This is a genomic window from Pseudomonas sp. NPDC088322 (genome assembly GCF_044740745.1).
GTDB lineage: Bacteria > Pseudomonadota > Gammaproteobacteria > Pseudomonadales > Pseudomonadaceae > Aquipseudomonas > Aquipseudomonas shirazensis.
This window is the reverse complement of sequence record NZ_JBIURK010000002.1, coordinates 311,764-329,442: the sequence shown is the minus strand read 5'-3', so window position 1 is coordinate 329,442 and position 17,679 is coordinate 311,764. Positions and strand designations below refer to the sequence as shown.

At 63.1% G+C, this 17,679-nt stretch carries 17 protein-coding genes; 10 read left to right on the top strand and 7 right to left on the bottom strand.

The window, feature by feature from the left end; translation table 11 throughout:
* The first annotated feature begins 24 nt into the window (after positions 1–24).
* On the top strand, positions 25–2,340 hold the full coding sequence (locus tag ACIOAU_RS05775) for an acylase (RefSeq protein ID WP_401180608.1): 2,316 nt from the start codon (positions 25–27) through the stop codon (positions 2,338–2,340).
* Between the two features lie 78 nt (positions 2,341–2,418).
* Here the strand turns inward: ACIOAU_RS05775 and ACIOAU_RS05770 are convergent, their stop codons facing one another.
* Both ACIOAU_RS05770 and ACIOAU_RS05765 read right to left on the bottom strand, forming a co-directional pair.
* Positions 2,419–3,141 carry a UDP-2,3-diacylglucosamine diphosphatase gene (locus ACIOAU_RS05770; protein ID WP_101319003.1) on the bottom strand — a complete coding sequence of 241 codons (723 nt, stop codon included), beginning with the start codon at positions 3,139–3,141 and terminating at the stop codon, positions 2,419–2,421.
* Positions 3,138–3,641: a peptidylprolyl isomerase gene (locus ACIOAU_RS05765; protein ID WP_101319005.1), complete on the bottom strand. Its 504-nt coding sequence runs from the start codon at positions 3,639–3,641 to the stop codon at positions 3,138–3,140. The genes ACIOAU_RS05770 and ACIOAU_RS05765 overlap by 4 nt, the downstream gene beginning before the upstream one ends.
* A 234-nt stretch (positions 3,642–3,875) precedes the next feature.
* Here ACIOAU_RS05765 and ACIOAU_RS05760 point away from each other — a divergent pair, with 234 nt between their 5' ends.
* Entirely contained in the window at positions 3,876–5,579 is a 1,704-nt protein-coding gene (locus tag ACIOAU_RS05760) for a glutamine--tRNA ligase/YqeY domain fusion protein (RefSeq protein WP_101319007.1), read from the top strand.
* A gap of 9 nt (positions 5,580–5,588) precedes the next feature.
* Entirely contained in the window at positions 5,589–6,971 is a 1,383-nt protein-coding gene (gene cysS, locus ACIOAU_RS05755; RefSeq protein ID WP_150571941.1) for a cysteine--tRNA ligase, read from the top strand.
* Between the two features lie 36 nt (positions 6,972–7,007).
* Here the strand turns inward: cysS and ACIOAU_RS05750 are convergent, their stop codons facing one another.
* The 5 genes from ACIOAU_RS05750 to ACIOAU_RS05730 all read right to left on the bottom strand — a co-directional run bounded on the left by ACIOAU_RS05750 (position 7,008) and on the right by ACIOAU_RS05730 (position 12,478).
* Entirely contained in the window at positions 7,008–8,390 is a 1,383-nt protein-coding gene (locus ACIOAU_RS05750) for a sensor histidine kinase (protein WP_401180603.1), read from the bottom strand.
* On the bottom strand, positions 8,368–9,048 hold the full coding sequence (locus tag ACIOAU_RS05745; RefSeq protein ID WP_101319013.1) for a response regulator transcription factor: 681 nt from the start codon (positions 9,046–9,048) through the stop codon (positions 8,368–8,370). Before ACIOAU_RS05745 ends, ACIOAU_RS05750 begins: the two co-directional genes overlap by 23 nt.
* A gap of 168 nt (positions 9,049–9,216) precedes the next feature.
* Positions 9,217–10,236: a branched-chain amino acid aminotransferase gene (locus tag ACIOAU_RS05740; protein ID WP_150569387.1), complete on the bottom strand. Its 1,020-nt coding sequence runs from the start codon at positions 10,234–10,236 to the stop codon at positions 9,217–9,219.
* A 107-nt stretch (positions 10,237–10,343) separates the two neighbouring features.
* Entirely contained in the window at positions 10,344–11,924 is a 1,581-nt protein-coding gene (locus ACIOAU_RS05735; protein WP_188035837.1) for an ABC-F family ATP-binding cassette domain-containing protein, read from the bottom strand.
* Positions 11,925–12,112: 188 nt separating this feature from the next.
* The gene (locus tag ACIOAU_RS05730; RefSeq protein ID WP_101319019.1) at positions 12,113–12,478 is read right to left on the bottom strand and encodes a glyoxalase superfamily protein; all 366 of its coding nucleotides are present in this window, start codon (positions 12,476–12,478) and stop codon (positions 12,113–12,115) included.
* 282 nt (positions 12,479–12,760) lie between these two features.
* Here ACIOAU_RS05730 and ACIOAU_RS05725 point away from each other — a divergent pair, with 282 nt between their 5' ends.
* The 7 genes from ACIOAU_RS05725 to ACIOAU_RS05695 are packed head-to-tail and all read left to right on the top strand — an operon-like array spanning position 12,761 to position 17,675.
* Positions 12,761–13,594, top strand: coding sequence for an urease accessory protein UreD (locus ACIOAU_RS05725; protein ID WP_181107165.1), 834 nt, complete (start codon positions 12,761–12,763; stop codon positions 13,592–13,594).
* A gap of 10 nt (positions 13,595–13,604) precedes the next feature.
* Entirely contained in the window at positions 13,605–13,907 is a 303-nt protein-coding gene (locus ACIOAU_RS05720) for an urease subunit gamma (RefSeq protein WP_101319021.1), read from the top strand.
* Between the two features lie 10 nt (positions 13,908–13,917).
* Complete coding sequence (locus tag ACIOAU_RS05715; RefSeq protein ID WP_188036360.1) at positions 13,918–14,235, top strand: urease subunit beta; 318 nt, start codon at positions 13,918–13,920, stop codon at positions 14,233–14,235.
* On the top strand, positions 14,232–15,935 hold the full coding sequence (gene ureC, locus ACIOAU_RS05710; RefSeq protein ID WP_150569384.1) for an urease subunit alpha: 1,704 nt from the start codon (positions 14,232–14,234) through the stop codon (positions 15,933–15,935). Before ACIOAU_RS05715 ends, ureC begins: the two co-directional genes overlap by 4 nt.
* A 10-nt stretch (positions 15,936–15,945) precedes the next feature.
* Positions 15,946–16,443, top strand: coding sequence for an urease accessory protein UreE (gene ureE, locus ACIOAU_RS05705; RefSeq protein WP_150571947.1), 498 nt, complete (start codon positions 15,946–15,948; stop codon positions 16,441–16,443).
* Positions 16,444–16,455: 12 nt separating this feature from the next.
* Complete coding sequence (locus tag ACIOAU_RS05700; RefSeq protein ID WP_101319029.1) at positions 16,456–17,001, top strand: HupE/UreJ family protein; 546 nt, start codon at positions 16,456–16,458, stop codon at positions 16,999–17,001.
* Entirely contained in the window at positions 17,001–17,675 is a 675-nt protein-coding gene (locus ACIOAU_RS05695; protein ID WP_150569382.1) for an urease accessory protein UreF, read from the top strand. The genes ACIOAU_RS05700 and ACIOAU_RS05695 overlap by 1 nt, the downstream gene beginning before the upstream one ends.
* Positions 17,676–17,679: the final 4 nt, after the last annotated feature.

Here is a 17,679-nt window from a genome sequence, read left to right as displayed (position 1 = left end):
ATCTCAGATACTCAAGGAACGCCCGTGAAGCTATATTTGCGCCGCCCCGCTCAGTTGAGCGTGGCTGTTGCGTTGGCGGTATTCGGCCTGCTGGCCCAGCCCCGTGAAAGCGCTGCTGCTGCCAGCGCCGAAATCCGCCGCACCAGCTTTGGCGTGCCGCACATCCTGGCCAGCGACGAGCGAGGGCTTGGCTACGGTATCGGCTACGCCTATGCGCAGGACAACCTGTGCCTGCTGGCCAATGAGGTGCTGACGGTCAACGGCGAACGCTCGCGTTATTTCGGCGGCCAGGGCAAAACCGTTGAGCAGCGCAACAACCTCGACAGTGATCTGTTCTTCACCTGGCTCAACACGCCCGCTGCAGTCAGTGCTTTTCTGCAGGCTCAGCCGGTGGAGGTGCACAACCTGCTCGAAGGCTATGCCAGCGGCTTCAATCGCGCGCTTGGCGAGCGGCGGGCGCAAGGCTTGCCGGCGGAGTGCGGCGGGGGTGAGTGGGTGCGACCGTTGACCAGCCTGGATCTGGTCAAGCTGACCCGGCGCTTGTTGGCCGAGGGCGGCGCCGGGCAGTTCGTCGAAGCGCTGGTTGGCGCATCACCGCCCAAGCTCGCTGCGCAGCGTCAGGCCGCTGACTTCAGGCTGGCGCTCGAGCGCCAGGCACTGTTCGCCATGCAGCGTGGCAGTAACGCGGTAGCGGTGGGCTCGGAGCGCTCCAGCAATGGTCGCGGGCTGCTGCTGGCCAATCCGCATTTCCCGTGGATGGGCGGTATGCGTTTTTATCAGATGCAGCTGACCATTCCAGGTCGGTTGAATGTGATGGGGGCGGCGCTGCCGGGCCTGCCGCTGATCAATATCGGCTTCAATCAACATCTGGCCTGGACGCATACGGTCGATACCTCCAAGCACTTCACGCTCTACCGGCTGCAGCTGGACCCTAAGGATGCAACCCGTTATTTGCTCGATGGCAAGTCGCTGCCACTGGCGCGGCAATCCCTGCGGGTTACGGTCAAGGGCGAGGATGGCTCACTGCGCGAGGTCGAGCGGCAGGTCTACACATCGAAGTTCGGCCCGGTTGTGCAGTGGCCAGGCAAGCTTGACTGGGACAACCGCTACGCCTACAGCCTGCGCGATGCCAATCTGGACAACAGCCGAGTGCTGCAGCAGTGGTATCGGATCAACCGCGCCGACAGCCTTGACGCCCTGAGGGGCTCTGTTGCTGAGCTGCAAGGGATTCCTTGGGTCAACACGCTGGCAGTCGATGCCGGCGGGCGGTCGTTGTACCTCAATCAATCGGTTGTACCCTATGTCGATCAGCAGACGCTGGCGCAGTGCAGCGACCCGGCAGCCGGCACCAAGCTGGTGGTACTGGATGGCTCGCGCAGTACGTGCCAGTGGCAAAGCGACCCACAGGCGGCGCAGCCAGGTATCGTTCCGGCGCGACTGTTGCCGAGCCTTGAACGGCGCGACTTTGTGCAGAACTCCAATGACCCAGCGCGGATGAGCAATCCGGCGCAGCCGTTGCTGGGCTTTTCGCCGCTGGTCAGTCGCGATGATCAGCCCCTGAGCATGCGCGGCCGCTTCGCCCTGCAGCGGCTGCAGGGCCGTGGCAAGCTCGGCGTCGCTGAACTGCAAGGCATGGTGTTTGATGATGAGGTCTATCTGGCCAGCCTGCTGCTGCCGGAGCTGCTTGATTGGTGCAAGGGGGGCGGGGCTGACGTTGCCCAGCTGTGCCAAGGCCTCAAGGCCTGGAATGGCAAGGCTGACCTGGATGCTGGCGTGGGTCTGCTGTATTTCGAGCAGATCGCCGATGCGATGGCCGAGCATCCGCAGAGCTGGCGCGTGGCCTATGATCCGGCCGACCCAGAGCACACACCGCGTGGGTTGGCCGTCGAGCAGGCCGCTGTACGCAAGCTGCTGCACCAGGCGGCGCTGGCCGCGCAAGACCAGGTAAACCAATCCGGGATAAGCGCAGACAGCCGCTGGGGGCAAATCCAACAGGCGGCGGACGGCACCCCGGTGCCAGGCGGACCGCAGGAGCTGGGCGTCTACAACGCCATGTACAGTGTGCCAGTGGGGCAGGGCAAGCGTCTGGTCGTCAGCGGCACCAGTTACCTGCAAATCGTCAGCTTCACCGAGCAAGGGCCGCAGGCTCAGGGCTTGCTGGCGTTTTCGCAGTCCAGCGAAGCGGCCTCGGCGCACCATGCCGACCAGACTCGCGCGTTTGCTGCCAAGCAGCTGGCACCGCTTGCGTTCACTGAAGCGCAGATCAAGGCTGACCCGCAGTATCGGCGGTCGGTCATCAGTGAGCACGACAAGGCTGCGCCGGTCAGCAGCGCAGATTAAGCGATGGGATAGACAAGGCCGCTGTCGCAGATATCTGCAACAGCGGCCTTGGTGAGTGCAGCAGCCGATGTCGACGACTCAGGTGAAGTCGAACGGCGCCAGCTGGAAACCCTGATCATCTACCTGCAAAGCCCAGCCGCGACGGTCCCAGTCGCCCAGAACAATCCTGCGCGCCGGGCTGCCATCGACCAGCAACTTGTGGATCGCCGGCCGGTGGGTGTGCCCGTGGACCAGCGTGCGCACGCCGTGCGCCGCCATCACCCGCGGGACTTCATCGGGCGTGACATCGACAATCTCGGTGTTTTTCATGCGGGTCTGGGTCTTGCTTTCGCTGCGCAGCTTGCGTGCCAGCTTGAGCCGCATGGACAGTGGCAGGTGGCGCAGCACCCACAGCGTCAGCGGGCTACGCAGATAGCGGCGCAGCTTCATGTAGCCGACGTCGCGGGTGCACAACGTGTCGCCGTGCATCAGCAGTACCGGCTCGCCGCCCAGATCGACCACACTGGGATCGGCGAGCAAGGTGCAGCCAGCGGCAGCACAGAAATCCTCGCCGAGGAGAAAATCGCGGTTGCCGTGCATCAGGTAAATAGCGGTACCGCTGTCGCTCAAGTTACGCAATGCCTGGCAGATCGACCGCTGATACGGGGTCATCGCGTCATCGCCGATCCATGCCTCGAAAAAGTCACCGAGGATGTACAGCGCTCTGGCGTGGCGTGCGCGACCTTCGAGCAGGTCAACAAACGCCCGGGTAATCTCCGGGCGTTCTTCTTGCAGGTGCAGATCAGAGATCAGCAGAATCACCCAATGATCTCGGCTTTCTCGATGATCACGTCTTCTTTCGGCACGTCCTGGTGGCCGGCTTTGGAACCGGTGGCAACGGCTTCGATCTTGTCGACCACGTCCTTGCCTTCGATGACTTCGCCAAATACCGCGTAGCCCCAGCCTTGGGTGTTCTTGCCGCTGTGATTAAGGAAACCGTTGTCGGAGGCGTTGATGAAGAACTGCGCCGAGGCCGAGTGCGGTTCCATGGTGCGGGCCATGGCGATGGTGTACCTGTCGTTCTTCAGGCCGTTGTCGGCTTCGTTCTGAATGCTTGGGCGCTTGTCTTTCTTCTCGCTCATGCCGGGTTCAAAACCGCCGCCCTGGATCATGAAACCTTTGATCACACGGTGGAAAACGGTATTGCTGTAGTGACCGGCTTCGACGTAGGCGAGGAAGTTTGCAACGGTCAGCGGCGCCTTCTCGGCGTTCAGTTCCAGGACGATGTCGCCGTGGTTGGTGGTCAGTTTGACTTGGGACATGCTCAAATTCACTCTTCAAGGCATACAGAAATTGGCTGCGCGCAGCACGCGTACATCAGCTGACGCAGGATTGGCTTGCCGCGACACAGCGCGCGCGGCGCCATTTTGCCCGGGTTGCGATAAATCGCGCCACTTTGTCGGCGCCCGGCTGTCAGCAGCTTGACTGCTTCGGCTATGATAGGCCCTTTGATTCAATCGGCCTACCCGGGCTGAACACCAGCATTCAAGGATCCTATGAGCAAGCCCACTGCCGACAACGCGCCCAACGCCGCTGCCAAAGGCGCTCCCGCCGTCCCTGCAAACTTCCTGCGGCCGATCGTTCAGGCTGACCTGGACTCGGGCAAGCACACGCAGATAGTCACCCGCTTCCCGCCGGAGCCCAACGGTTACCTGCACATTGGCCACGCCAAGTCGATCTGCGTCAACTTCGGCCTGGCCGAAGAGTTCGGCGGTGCCTGTCACCTGCGCTTCGACGACACCAACCCGGCCAAGGAAGACCAGGAGTACATCGACGCGATCCAGAGCGACGTCAAGTGGCTGGGCTTCAACTGGACAGGTCCCGTGCGCTATGCCTCGCAGTACTTCGACCAGTTGCACGACTGGGCGGTCGAGCTGATCAAGTCGGGTAACGCCTATGTCTGCGACCTGACTCCGGAGCAAGCCAAGGAATACCGCGGCAACCTCACCGAGCCTGGCAAGAACAGCCCGTTCCGGGAGCGCAGCGTCGAAGAAAACCTCGACCTGTTCGCGCGCATGAAAGCCGGCGAGTTCGCTGATGGCGAGCGCGTGCTGCGGGCCAAGATCGACATGGCCTCGCCGAACATGAACCTGCGTGACCCGATCCTCTACCGGATCCGCCATGCCCACCATCACCAGACCGGTGACAAGTGGTGCATCTACCCCAACTACGACTTCACCCACGGCCAGTCGGACGCGATCGAGGGCATTACCCACTCGATCTGCACCCTGGAGTTCGAAGGTCATCGCCCGTTGTACGAGTGGTTCCTCGACAACCTGCCAGTGCCGGCGCACCCGCGTCAGTACGAGTTCAGCCGGCTCAACCTGAACTACACCATCACCTCCAAGCGCAAGCTCAAGCAGCTGGTTGACGAGAAACACGTGCAGGGTTGGGATGACCCGCGCATGTCGACCCTGTCGGGCTTCCGTCGTCGTGGTTACACCCCGGCCTCGATCCGCAATTTCTGCGACATGATCGGCACCAACCGCTCGGACGGAGTGGTCGACATGAACATGCTCGAGTTCAGCATCCGCGATGACCTCGACCGCACCGCGCCGCGCGCCATGTGTGTACTGCGGCCGTTGAAGGTAGTGATCACCAACTATCCGGAAGGCCAGGTCGAAAACCTCGAGCTGCCACGCCACCCGAAAGAAGACATGGGCGTGCGCGCGTTGCCCTTCGCCCGTGAGCTGTACATCGACCGTGACGATTTCATGGAAGAGCCGCCAAAAGGCTACAAGCGCCTGGAGCCGAACGGCGAAGTGCGTCTGCGCGGCAGCTACGTGATCCGTGCCGACGAAGCGATCAAGGACGCCGATGGCAACATCGTCGAACTGCGCTGCTCGTACGATCCGGACACCCTTGGCAAGAACCCTGAGGGGCGCAAAGTCAAGGGCGTTATTCACTGGGTCCCGGCAGCGGCCAGCGTCGAGTGCGAAGTACGCCTGTACGACCGCCTGTTCCGTTCGCCGAACCCGGAGAAAACCGAAGAGGGCGGCAGCTTCCTGGACAACATCAACCCCGATTCGCTGCAGGTGCTGAGCGGCTGCCGTGCGGAACCTTCGCTGGCCAACGCCCAGCCTGAAGACCGTTTCCAGTTCGAGCGCGAGGGTTACTTCTGCGCCGACCTGAAAGACACCCAGCCGGGCCGCCCGGTGTTCAACCGCACTGTCACCCTGCGTGACTCCTGGGGCAGCTAAGGAATCGCCGTGCTTAACATCTACAACACGCTGAGCAAGACCAAGGAAGCCTTCAAGCCGCTGGATGGCAACAAGGTGCGCATGTATGTCTGCGGCATGACCGTGTACGACTACTGCCACCTCGGCCACGGCCGCAGCATGGTGGCCTTCGACCTGGTCACTCGCTGGCTGCGCAAGAGCGGCTTTGATCTGACTTACGTGCGCAACATTACCGACATCGATGACAAGATCATCAACCGGGCCAATGAAAACGGCGAGACCTTCGATGCGCTGACCGCACGCATGATCGATGCAATGCACGAAGACGAGCGCCGCCTGAACATCTTGCCGCCGGATCAGGAGCCGCGTGCCACCGAGCACATCGCTGGCATGCACGCGATGATCCAGACCCTGATCGACAAGGGTTATGCCTACGCACCGGGTAATGGCGATGTGTACTACCGGGTGGGCAAGTTCGTCGGTTACGGCAAGCTGTCGCGCAAGAAGATCGAAGACCTGCGCATCGGCGCCCGTATCGAAGTTGACGAGGCCAAGCAGGATCCACTCGACTTTGTCCTGTGGAAGGGCGTCAAGCCGGGCGAACCAAGCTGGGATTCGCCATGGGGCCCGGGCCGTCCGGGCTGGCACATCGAGTGCTCGGTGATGTCCACCTGCTGCCTGGGCGAGAGCTTCGACATTCACGGCGGCGGCAGCGACCTCGAGTTCCCGCACCACGAGAACGAGATCGCGCAAAGCGAAGCGGCCACTGGCAAGCAGTACGCCAATGCCTGGATGCACTGCGGCATGATCCGCATCAATGGCGAGAAGATGTCGAAGTCGTTGAACAACTTCTTCACCATCCGTGACGTGCTGGAAAAGTATCACCCGGAAGTGGTCCGCTACCTGTTGGTGGCTAGCCACTACCGCAGCGCGATCAACTACTCGGAAGACAGCCTGCGCGACGCCAAAGGTGCGCTTGAGCGCTTTTACCACGCACTGCGCGGCCTGCCACGGGTCGCTCCTGCGGGCGGTGAGGCATTTGTCGAGCGCTTCAGTGTGGCCATGAACGATGACTTCGGCACCCCCGAAGCCTGCGCCGTGCTATTCGATCTGGTACGCGAGATCAACCGCCTACGCGACACGGACGTCGAGGCTGCCGCTGGCCTGGCTGGGCGCCTGCGCGAGTTGGGTGAGGTGCTCGGTGTGCTGCAACTGGAGGCTGATGACTTCCTGCGGGCCGGCGCCGAGGGCAAGGTCGACGCCGCTGAAGTGGAGGCGCTGATTCAGGCGCGTCTGCAGGCTCGGACTGACAAGAACTGGGCCGAGTCCGACCGTATCCGTGATCAGCTCACGGCGATGGGTGTGGTGCTTGAGGACAGCAAAGGCGCCACCACCTGGCGCCTGGCTGACTGACCGCAGTGCCGGGGCCGCGCAATGCGGCCCCGGTGTTCAGCTGGCGAGCGGGCAGTGCAGGGCCAGCCTGGCGCCGCCCCATTGGCTTTCACCGATTTCAAGGGTGAAGCCGTGCAAGTCAACGATCGCTGCAACTATCGACAGCCCGAGGCCGAAGCCAGGGTGGCGATGACCTTCCTCACTCCGATAGAAACGCTTGAGTACGGCGGTGCGTTCCTGTTCCGGGATGCCTGGCCCGCTGTCTTCGATCGCTACATGCACGCCGCTGGCATCCTGACTGGCAGCAATGCGCACCTGGCCACCTTCAGGGGTGAACTTGATCGCGTTGCCGACCAAATTGGCCAGCGCCTCGAACAGCAGCTCGCGATCGCCGTGCAGCGCCGACAACTGCGCTGGCTGCTCCAGTTGCAGCTCGATAGTGCGGTCCTCGGCCAGCGGCAGGTAGAAGTCATGCAGCTCGACCAGCAGTGCCTGTGGATCAAGCTGGACGAAGCCGGCGCGGCGCTGGCGGTCCTCCAGTTCACTGATGCGCAACAATCCGCGAAACCGCGCCATTAACGTGTCAGTCTCGCCGATGGCCTGATCCAGCGCCTCGGCCTGGGCAGAATCCTCGCCGCTCTGCTGGCGAATCCGATACAGCTGCGCACGTAGCCGCGTCAGGGGCGTGCGCAGGTCATGGGCAATGTTGTCGCAGACGCCCTTGACTTCATGCATCAGCCGCTCGATGCGGTCGAGCATGGCGTTGACGATCGCCGCCAGCATGTCCAGCTCATCGCGCCGAGCCGACAATGGCAGACGGTGGGTCAGGTCGCCGGCCACGATCAGTTCGGCGCTGGCCTGCACCGCGCGGATCCGCTTGAGCGGCCGCCTGCGCAGCAGGTACCAACCGGCAAAGCCTGGTATCAGGGTCAGGGAGATGCCCCACAGCAATGCATCCAGGATGATCCGCGTGACCACGAACAACGAGCCGTTGTCGCGAAACAGTACCAGCCAGCGACCGTCCTGCACCTTGATCGCAACCGCGTCGCAGGTCTCGTGGATCATGCCCGGGTCGGCGCTGTCCAGGCAGTGCTTGAGCTCATGCACCTTGCCGTCCAGGCGCAGCTCCTTGGGGATGGCGCGGATACGCCCGCCCAGTGGATTGAGCTGTGCGTCGAACAGGCCATAGGCGTCGAAACTGCGCTCTTCGAAAGCCTGGCTGGCGATCAGGGCGTCGTCCAGCTGCTTGCCGCTCATGTGCGCAAACAGATGCTGACGCTGCAGCATGGAATGACGGGTGAGCTTGTTCAGGTAGCTAGAAACCTCGAAATACAGCACCCCCATGAGGATGCTGCTCCAGGCCACGAAGAGAAAGCTGTACAGCGCCAGCAGGCGACTGGTGGACGAGCTCCAGCCTTTAGACGGGTTCAGCAATGGCATAGCCCGAGCCCCGCACGGTTCGAATCAGTGCGCACTGGCCGGGAGCGTCGATCTTCTTGCGCAAGCGGCCGATGTGCACGTCGATCAGGTTGGTGCCTGGGTCGAAGTGATAGCCCCACACCTCCTCGAAAATCATCATCCGGGTGATTACCTGGCCGGCGTGGCGCATCAGGTATTCGAGCAGCTTGTATTCGGTGGGCAGCAGGTTCAGCGTTTGCTCGCCGCGACGGGCTTCATGGCTGATCAGGTCCAGCTCGAGGTCCGCCACCTGCAGGCGGGTCTGGGTCATCGGTACGCTGTTACGGCGCAGCAGCACTTCGACCCTGGCAGCCATTTCGTCGGAGGCAAACGGCTTGGTCAGGTAATCGTCGCCGCCGGCACGCAAGCCGCGCACGCGTTCGTCAACGTCGGAAAGGGCGCTGATCATCAGGATCGGCGTGGCAATCTTCAGGCTGCGCAGGGTGGTGACGATGGTCAGGCCATCGACTTCGGGCAACATGCGGTCCACGGTGATCAGGTCGTAGCCACCGGCAATGGCCTTGGCCAGGCCTTCGCGGCCATTGTCTGCCCACTCTACATCCAGGCCGTGGCTGGTCAGTTCAGCGACGATTTCCTGGCCGGTGACGGCGTCGTCTTCGATGGTCAGTACGCGGGGCATGCTGGTTCCTGGGCGGCGAATTGAGGTTCGATTGTGCCAAAGAATAGCCAAACGGCGATTTAAGAAAAATTCATCTGGCTAAAAAGCACTACGGGGCAAGCCCACTCTCACCCAACCGCACGCGGTAAGTGAGAGCAGACTTGCCCCGCAAGGGCATGGCGTTAGCGCTTACGCGACTTTGACGATCCAGCCAGCCGGCGCTTCGACGTCGCCGCTCTGGATGCCGGTCAGCTCGTTGTACAGCTTGGTGGTGACCGGGCCGACTTCGGTTTCACTGTGGAACACATGCAGCTTGCCGTTGTACTGGATGCCACCAATTGGCGTGATCACTGCCGCGGTGCCACAGGCACCGGCCTCGACGAAGCGCTCGAGGTTGTTGATCTGTACGTCGCCTTCGATGACCTTCAGGCCCAGACGCGATTCGGCCAGCTCCATCAGCGACAGGCGGGTGATGCCCGGCAGTACCGAAGCCGACTTCGGCGTGACGAACTCGTTGTTGGCAGTGATGCCAAAGAAGTTGGCCGAACCGACTTCTTCGATCTTCGAGTGGGTCAGCGGGTCGAGGTAGATGCAATCGGCGAAGCCGGCTTTCTTCGCCTCATAGCCCGGCTGTAGGCTTGCCGCGTAGTTGCCACCGACTTTGGCGGCACCGGTGCCCTGCGGCGCGGCGCGGTCGAAATCGGAGATCAGGAACTTGTGCGGGGTCATGCCGCCCTTGAAGTACGAACCGACCGGGATCGCGAATACCGAGAAAATAAACTCAGGTGCGGTACGCACGCCGATATTGTCACCGGTACCGATCACGAACGGACGCAGGTACAGAGCGCCCTTGCCGTGTGGCGGCACGAACCGCTCGTTGGCCTTGACTACCTGTTTGCAGGCTTCGATGAACTGCTCGGTCGGCACCCGCGGCATCAGCAGGCGGTCGCAGCTGCGCTGCATACGCAGGGCGTTCTGATCCGGACGGAACAGGTTGACGGTGCCATCCTTGCAGCGATAGGCCTTGAGGCCTTCAAAACACTGCTGGCCGTAGTGCAGGGCGGTCGAGCCTTCGCTGATGTGCAGCACGTTGTCATCGGTCAGGGTGCCCTTGTCCCACTCGCCATCGCGGAACACGGACAGGAAGCGCTTGTCAGTCTTGATGTAGTCGAAGCCCAGCTTGTCCCAGTTAATGCTCTCGTTACTCATGACACCCTCGATTGTCTTGCAGATGCCCGATCACTCGGGCTGCTGTTATTTGCGCACCACGCCACGATAATACATCCGCCGCAGATCGGAAACGTCCAGTCTCAGATTCATCCAAGCCGCAGCGAATCGTGCAGTTGCAGGCGTTGTAAAAAGGCCTGGTCATGGCAGGCTACCAGTAGGCCACCGCAGAACTGATCGAGCATCCGTTCCAGCGCCAGCAGCGACGGCAGGTCGAGGTGGTTGCTCGGTTCGTCCAACAGCAGCAGGTCGACCGGCCGCTGGCGGTAGAGTAGCCCGGCCAGAGCGGCCTTGAGCCGTTCGCCACCGCTGAGCAGGGCAGTGGGCATCTCCACCCTTGCCGCGTCCAGGCCCAATTGCGCCAGGCGGGTCCGCACCTCGCTGTGGGCCAGCCCTGGGTTGGCCAGGCGCAGGAAGGCGAGGGCGCTCAGTTCGGCGGGCAGCAGGCTGTAATGTTGGTCGAGCAGGGCGACCTCACCGTATACCTGAAAGCTACCTGCGCTGGCCTGGAGCTGGCCCGCCAGCACCTTCAACAGTGTCGATTTGCCGGTCCCGTTGGCACCGATCACAGCCATGTGCTCGCCGCTGCGCAGATGTAGATCGAGCGGCGCCTGGCTGCCCCGGGGCAACTGCAAGCCGCTGACGCTCAGCACCGATTTGCCTTGGCTGCGGCCAGCGTCCGGCGCGTGCATGACGATGGGGCTGTTGCGTTCTACCTGCTTGTTGGCCTGGCGCAGTTGCGCGTGCAGCTTGGCCTCGGCTGCCTGGTGTTCGCGCTGCTGTCTACCGGCAGTGGCCTGGCTGCGCTGCTGCTGACGGCCGATAAGGATTTTTGCTTGATTGGCCTGTCTGGCCTGGCGCCCCGCGTCGGCTTGCCGTCGCTCGAGGCTCTCGCGTTGCTGTTGCAGCACCTGCGTCTGACGGCGCCGTTCGTGCTTGAGGCGATCAAGGGTGTGCAGGGCACACGCCTGTTCATGCGCTTTGGCGTGCTCATAGTGCCGGTAGTCACCGGAGTAGCTGCGCAGGCCTTGCGGGGTCAGCTCGACAATCCGCTGCATGTGCCCAAGCAGGGTGCGATCGTGGCTGATTACCAGCAGGCCTTTGACCCAGCCCAGCAGCATCTGGTGCAGTTGCTCGCGAGCATCCACGTCGAGGTGGTTGCTCGGCTCATCAAGGATCAGATAATCGGCCTGGCCAACCAGCGCGCCGATCAGCGCCACACGCATCGCCTGGCCCCCGCTCAAGCTCGCTGCATCGCGCTCCAGCTCAAGCTGGCCGAGCCCATGGCGGTCCAGCTGGGCTTGCACTCGCTCGCGGATATCCCAACGTTCAGCCACTACGTCGAAATCTGCCGGGTCAGCGCTGCCTGCTTCTATGCGCTGCAGCGCAGCAACGACCGAACCCACCTGCGCCAGCTCTGCCACTGTGCTGCACTGGCTTACAAAATGTTGATGAAGGTAATGCACCCGGCCGCTGCGCAGGCAGCGACCCTCGCTGGGTGCCAGCGAGCCGGCGAGGATCTGCCCGAGCAGGCTCTTGCCGACGCCATTGACACCGACCAGGCCGGTGCGGCGTTGGTCGAAGGATTCACTGATAGGGGCAAACAGCTGCCTGCCATTGGGCAAGGCCAGGGTGACGCCGTCCAGCGTCAGGATCGAGGTATTGGTCATGCACAACTCCACTCATGCCGCGACATCCCCAGGCGAGAGCTGAGGGCTGAAGGCTGGCCGTCGAGGTGACGGCGGCATCAATGGCGCATTGGACCAATACCTGTTTGAAGGGATGAAGGCCAAGCCTAGCGGATACCCTGGCATGGGTAAAGCCTGACCCGGCCAGGCCGGCTGGCCGAGGGCAACAGTTAGTCTTCGCTCTGCTGGCAGAAGCGCAGGCGGTTGCCGAACGGATCCCAGATCTGCATCTGCAGGCCCCAATCGACGGTTTCGGCCTCGGGGCGGGCATAGCCGTACTGTTTGTCCTGCAGTTCACGCTCCAGCGCGCGCAGGTCGTCGATGCGGGCAAAGATGGTCGAGCCGGGCGAGGCGTCACCGTGGTGTTCCGACAGATGCAGGATCAGCCCATCGCGACGGATTTGTGCGTACAGCGGCAGATCCGGGCTGAACCGGTGCTCCCAATCGAGCGTGAACCCGAGAAAATCGAGATAGAACTCTTTGGCCTTGTCGACCGAGAAGATCCGCAGGATCGGGATGGCAGGGGCTAATTGCATGGTGACTTCCTTGGTCAGCTGAAGGCGCTACTGTAACCCGCTTCGCGTCCTCCAGCACCAACCTGGCAGCACTGAAACGGGGCCGGGCGACGCCCTCTAAGTGTGCGGCATGCGCCCCGGTGCCTCTTGCCAGAGCGGTTTGTGCCTCGCGCCAGGGCAAAGTTGGCCCGCAATCTGCAAAGCATCCCCCAAGCAAAATTGATCGACTGGTCAGACGCGGCGCGCAACGGCGCCATGCTGATCGGCTCAAGGCCGCAGGGCCGGGATTTTCAGGGGGCCAGGATGTCTTTGGCGCAACAGATCGAGCAGCAAGACGACGACAGCGGGTGGAGCGCCTACCTGCAACTGCGCTTTGTGCAACGCGACGGCGTGACCCGCCTTGGTGCGCGCAAGCATTTCGGACCTCTTTTGGTGCAACGACCGTTTTATCCGGAAGGCAGCCCATGCCACGTGTACATCCTGCACCCGCCAGGCGGCATCGTCGCCGGCGACCGGCTTGAGCTGGACATCCAGCTGGAAGCCGGCAGCCACGCGCTGCTGACCATGCCCGGTGCGAGCAAGTTCTACCGCAGCATCGGCCCGACCGCGCGCTTGCATCAGCACTTTCACCTGCAGGCCGGGAGCACCCTGGAATGGCTGCCTCAGGACAGCATCTTCTTTTCCGGCGCCAGGGCGAGCCTGGACAGCCGCTTCACCCTGGAGCCTGGCGCGCGTTTGCTCGCCTGGGAAACGCTATGCCTGGGCCGTCCGGTAATGAACGAGCGCTTCGAGCAAGGCGCGCTGGACAGCCGCCTGCGCGTCGAGCTGCCGGGTGATCCGGGCCTGCACGAGCGCCTGCGCATCGAGGGCGGGCGCCTGGACAAGGTCGGCGGGCATCCACTGCTGGCGACCTTTTGCGCCGCGCCCGCTGACCAGGCGTTGCTGGAGCAGGTCCGCGAGCTGCTCGACAGCCTTGGCAACCCGGTCGGGGCAACTCTGCTGGGCGAGCTGCTGGTGATCCGCCTACTCGATCACGACAACCAACATCTGCAACACACCCTGCAGCGCCTTTGGCATGTGCTGCGCCCGGCCGTTCTCGGCCTGGCGCCATGCCCGCCGCGCATCTGGGCTACCTGAGAGAGACGCCGTGGAACTGACCCCCAGAGAGAAAGACAAGCTGCTGCTGTTCACTGCCGCATTGCTGGCCGAGCGCCGCCTGGGCCGTGGCCTGAAGCTCAACTACCCGGAAGCCCTGGCGTTGATCAGCGCCGCGGTGATGGAGGGGGCCCGCGATGGCCGTACCGTCGCCGAACTGATGAGTCTTGGCCGTGAGGTGCTGCGGCGCGATCAGGTCATGCCCGGCGTACCGGAAATGATCCATGACGTGCAGGTCGAGGCAACCTTTCCTGACGGCACCAAATTGGTGACCGTTCATGACCCTATCGTCTGAGGAGGCCGGCATGATTCCGGGTGAAATCCAAGTCGCCGCTGGCGACATCGAGCTCAACGTGGGCCGGGCAACGGTCAGCGTCAAGGTTGCCAATCACGGTGACCGGCCGGTTCAGGTCGGCTCGCATTACCACTTCTATGAAGTCAACGACGCACTGGTGTTCGAGCGTGAGCCGACCTTGGGCTTTCGCCTGGATATCCCGGCCGGCACCGCGGTGCGCTTCGAACCCGGCCAGGCGCGTACCGTGCAGTTGGTGGCCTACGCCGGCAAGCGCGAGATATATGGTTTTCAGGGCCAGGTGATGGGCCCATTGGAGGGCAGGGCATGAGCCGGCTGTCGCGTCGCGCCTATGCCGACATGTTCGGCCCGACCGTGGGCGACCGGGTACGCCTGGCGGACACGGCGCTGTGGGTCGAGGTCGAGAAAGACTTCACCATCTATGGTGAAGAGGTCAAGTTCGGCGGCGGCAAGGTCATCCGTGACGGCATGGGTCAGGGCCAGATGCTGGCGGCCGAGGCGATGGACCTGGTCCTGACCAACGCACTGATCATCGACCACTGGGGCATCGTCAAGGCAGACATCGGCATCAAACACGGGCGGATTGCCATGATCGGCAAGGCCGGCAACCCGGATGTGCAGCCTGGCGTCACCGTACCGGTCGGCCCTGGCACCGAGGTCATCGCCGCCGAGGGAAAGATCGTCACCGCTGGCGGCATCGACTCGCATATCCACTTCATCTGCCCGCAGCAGGTCGAAGAGGCCCTCACCAGTGGCGTAACCACGTTTATCGGCGGCGGGACCGGGCCGGCCACCGGCACCAACGCCACTACCTGCACACCTGGCCCTTGGTACATGGCGCGCATGCTGCAAGCGGCCGACAGCCTGCCGATCAATATCGGCCTGCTCGGCAAGGGCAATGCCTCGCGCCCTGAAGCGCTGCGCGAGCAGATCGCTGCTGGCGCAGTCGGGCTCAAGCTGCATGAAGACTGGGGATCGACTCCGGCTGCGATCGACTGCTGCCTGAGCGTGGCCGAAGAGATGGACATCCAGGTCGCGATCCACACCGACACACTCAATGAATCGGGCTGTATCGAAGACACTCTTGCCGCCATCGGCGACCGCACCATTCATACCTTCCACACCGAAGGCGCCGGCGGCGGCCATGCCCCGGACATCATCCGCGCAGCAGGGCAGGCCAACGTGCTGCCTTCGTCGACCAACCCGACCTTGCCGTACACCGTCAATACCGTCGACGAACACCTCGACATGCTGATGGTTTGCCATCACCTCGACCCAAGCATTGCCGAAGACGTAGCGTTTGCCGAGTCGCGCATTCGCCGTGAGACGATTGCCGCCGAGGACATCCTCCATGACATGGGCGCATTTGCCATGACCTCGTCCGATTCGCAGGCCATGGGCCGAGTTGGCGAAGTGGTGATTCGCACCTGGCAAGTAGCCCATCAGATGAAGCTGCGCCGCGGCCCGCTGGCACCCGACAGCGACTACAGTGACAACTTCCGGGTCAAGCGCTACATCGCCAAGTACACCATCAACCCGGCAGTGACCCACGGCATCGCCCATGAAGTCGGCTCGCTGGAAGTCGGCAAGCTGGCTGACCTGGTGCTTTGGAAACCTGCGTTCTTCGCGGTCAAACCGGCCTTGGTGATCAAGGGCGGGATGATCGTCACCGCGCCGATGGGCGATATCAACGGCTCGATTCCAACGCCGCAGCCTGTGCACTACCGGCCGATGTTCGGCGCACTGGGCGCCGCTCGCCATGCCACACGCATGACTTTCGTGTCGCAGGCAGCGCTCGATCAGGGCGTGGTCGAGCAGCTCAACCTGCAGAGCCTGATCGGCGTGGCCAAGGGCTGCCGCCAGGTGCGCAAGCGCGACATGGTCCTGAACACGCTGCAACCGCAGATCGAAGTCGATGCACAAACCTATCAGGTGCGTGCCGACGGTGAGCTGCTGGTGTGTGAGCCAGCCAGCGAACTGCCGTTGGCGCAGCGCTATTTTCTGTTTTGAAGGAGCACCCATGATTGTTCTCAACCGGCGCATCAGTGCCGCCGACAGTGCCGAGCAGACGATTACCGGCACGGTGACCCTGAGTGTCGATAGCCGGATCAAGAGCCGCCTGCGGGTGACTCTGGACGATGGCCGTGATGCCGGCCTGATGCTTGAGCGTGGCCACCTGCTGCGTGGCGGCGAGCTACTCGGCGATGCCGACGGCGTGCACCTGGTGCGCGTGCTGGCTGCTGCCGAGTCGGTCTCGACCGTGCGCTGCAGCGACCCGTTGCTGCTGGCGCGGGCGGCCTATCATCTGGGCAACCGCCACGTGCCGTTGCAGATCGATGCGGGCCTGCTGCGTTATCAGCATGACTATGTGCTGGACGACATGGTCCGTGGCCTTGGCCTGCAGGTCACGGTCGAGCAGGCACCGTTCGAGCCTGAAGCCGGCGCTTACCAGAGTGCGCCACACAGCCATGCCCACGGCAATGATCACCCCTTCGTGCGTATGCCCGCTGCCCACTAATAAGGAACCCAGATGAAAAAGACACTCGCCCTTGCCCTGCTGTTGGTGGCCGTACCGGCCTTCGCGCACCCCGGTCATGACAGCAGCCCGCTGCACGATGGCCTGCTGCATCCGTTGACCGGCCTTGATCACTTGCTGATGTTGCTCGGTACCGGCGTGCTGGCGGCCTTGACCCGGCGCAACCTGCTGTTGCCGCTGGCAACCCTGGCAGCGATGTTTGCCGGTGCTGTGTTTGGCCATCTGTTCGGTGGGGTGCTGGGCATGGAAAGCATGATCGTCGGCTCGCTATTGGTGGCAGCAGCGGCGTTGCTGGTACCTGGCCGGCAAGTGTTACTGGCCTTGGCAATGCCGCTGTTCGCGCTGTTCCACGGCTGGGCACATGGCGTTGAAGCAACCCCAAGCGCCTTCTGGCTGTTCAGTGCCGGGTTCGTTACCGTCAGCGGTTTGTTGCTCGCCGCGGGCTTTACCGTCGGTTGCCTACTACGCCGCCACGCCAAGCTGCAGAAAGCCTGTGGCGGCGGCCTGCTGGCGTCGGCCGCTGTCATGCTGGTCGGCTGATGAGCAGCGACCTGGCGTTGCTGCGTTTACTGCAGCTGGCCAGCCCGGGCTTGCCGGTGGGTGGCTTCACCTACTCGCAAGGGCTGGAGTGGGCGGTCGAGGCCGGCTGGGTAAGCACCACCGAAGGTTTCTGCAACTGGCAGCGTGAGCAGTTGCACGACACCCTCGGTTATCTCGACTGGCCGCTGCTGGCCCGCCTGTACCGCGCGTGCGAGCGTGCTGACGTCGAGGCTTTCGGGCACTGGAGTCAGTTTCTCCTGGCCAATCGCGAGACCGCCGAGCTGCGCCTTGAAGAGCGCCAGCGGGGTTACGCGCTGGCGCGCATTCTTGACGGCTGGCAGCTTGGGCAAGACCTTGCCTGGCGGCCGCAGCTTGAACTCACCCAGCTAGGCGCGATGGCATGGCTCGCCGTGCACTGGGCAATTCCTTTACGCCAGCTGGCGCTGGGACTCGGCTTTGCCTGGCTGGAAGGCGCGGTCATGGCCGGCGTCAAGCTGGTGCCGTTTGGCCAGCAGGCGGCGCAGACCGTACTGCGCGACCTGGCCGCCGAACTGCCGGCGGTGCTGGACATGGCGCTGGAGCTGGACGACGAGCAGTTGGGCGGCGGCCTGCCGCTGCTGGCCATCGCCTCGTCGCGTCACGAAACCCAATACACCCGTTTGTTCCGTTCTTGAGGAC

What these genes read in the sequence shown, in the direction of transcription:
- ureC (WP_150569384.1), top strand. Translation starts at nt 14,232, where the DNA reads ATGAGCCGGCTGTCGCGTCGCGCCTATGCCGACATGTTCGGCCCGACC.
- ACIOAU_RS05745 (WP_101319013.1), bottom strand. Translation starts at nt 9,048, where the DNA reads ATGCCCCGCGTACTGACCATCGAAGACGACGCCGTCACCGGCCAGGAA.
- ureE (WP_150571947.1), top strand. Translation starts at nt 15,946, where the DNA reads ATGATTGTTCTCAACCGGCGCATCAGTGCCGCCGACAGTGCCGAGCAG.
- ACIOAU_RS05715 (WP_188036360.1), top strand. Translation starts at nt 13,918, where the DNA reads ATGATTCCGGGTGAAATCCAAGTCGCCGCTGGCGACATCGAGCTCAAC.
- ACIOAU_RS05740 (WP_150569387.1), bottom strand. Translation starts at nt 10,236, where the DNA reads ATGAGTAACGAGAGCATTAACTGGGACAAGCTGGGCTTCGACTACATC.
- ACIOAU_RS05760 (WP_101319007.1), top strand. Translation starts at nt 3,876, where the DNA reads ATGAGCAAGCCCACTGCCGACAACGCGCCCAACGCCGCTGCCAAAGGC.
- ACIOAU_RS05765 (WP_101319005.1), bottom strand. Translation starts at nt 3,641, where the DNA reads ATGTCCCAAGTCAAACTGACCACCAACCACGGCGACATCGTCCTGGAA.
- ACIOAU_RS05695 (WP_150569382.1), top strand. Translation starts at nt 17,001, where the DNA reads ATGAGCAGCGACCTGGCGTTGCTGCGTTTACTGCAGCTGGCCAGCCCG.
- ACIOAU_RS05750 (WP_401180603.1), bottom strand. Translation starts at nt 8,390, where the DNA reads ATGCCATTGCTGAACCCGTCTAAAGGCTGGAGCTCGTCCACCAGTCGC.
- ACIOAU_RS05700 (WP_101319029.1), top strand. Translation starts at nt 16,456, where the DNA reads ATGAAAAAGACACTCGCCCTTGCCCTGCTGTTGGTGGCCGTACCGGCC.
- ACIOAU_RS05725 (WP_181107165.1), top strand. Translation starts at nt 12,761, where the DNA reads ATGTCTTTGGCGCAACAGATCGAGCAGCAAGACGACGACAGCGGGTGG.
- ACIOAU_RS05735 (WP_188035837.1), bottom strand. Translation starts at nt 11,924, where the DNA reads ATGACCAATACCTCGATCCTGACGCTGGACGGCGTCACCCTGGCCTTG.
- ACIOAU_RS05730 (WP_101319019.1), bottom strand. Translation starts at nt 12,478, where the DNA reads ATGCAATTAGCCCCTGCCATCCCGATCCTGCGGATCTTCTCGGTCGAC.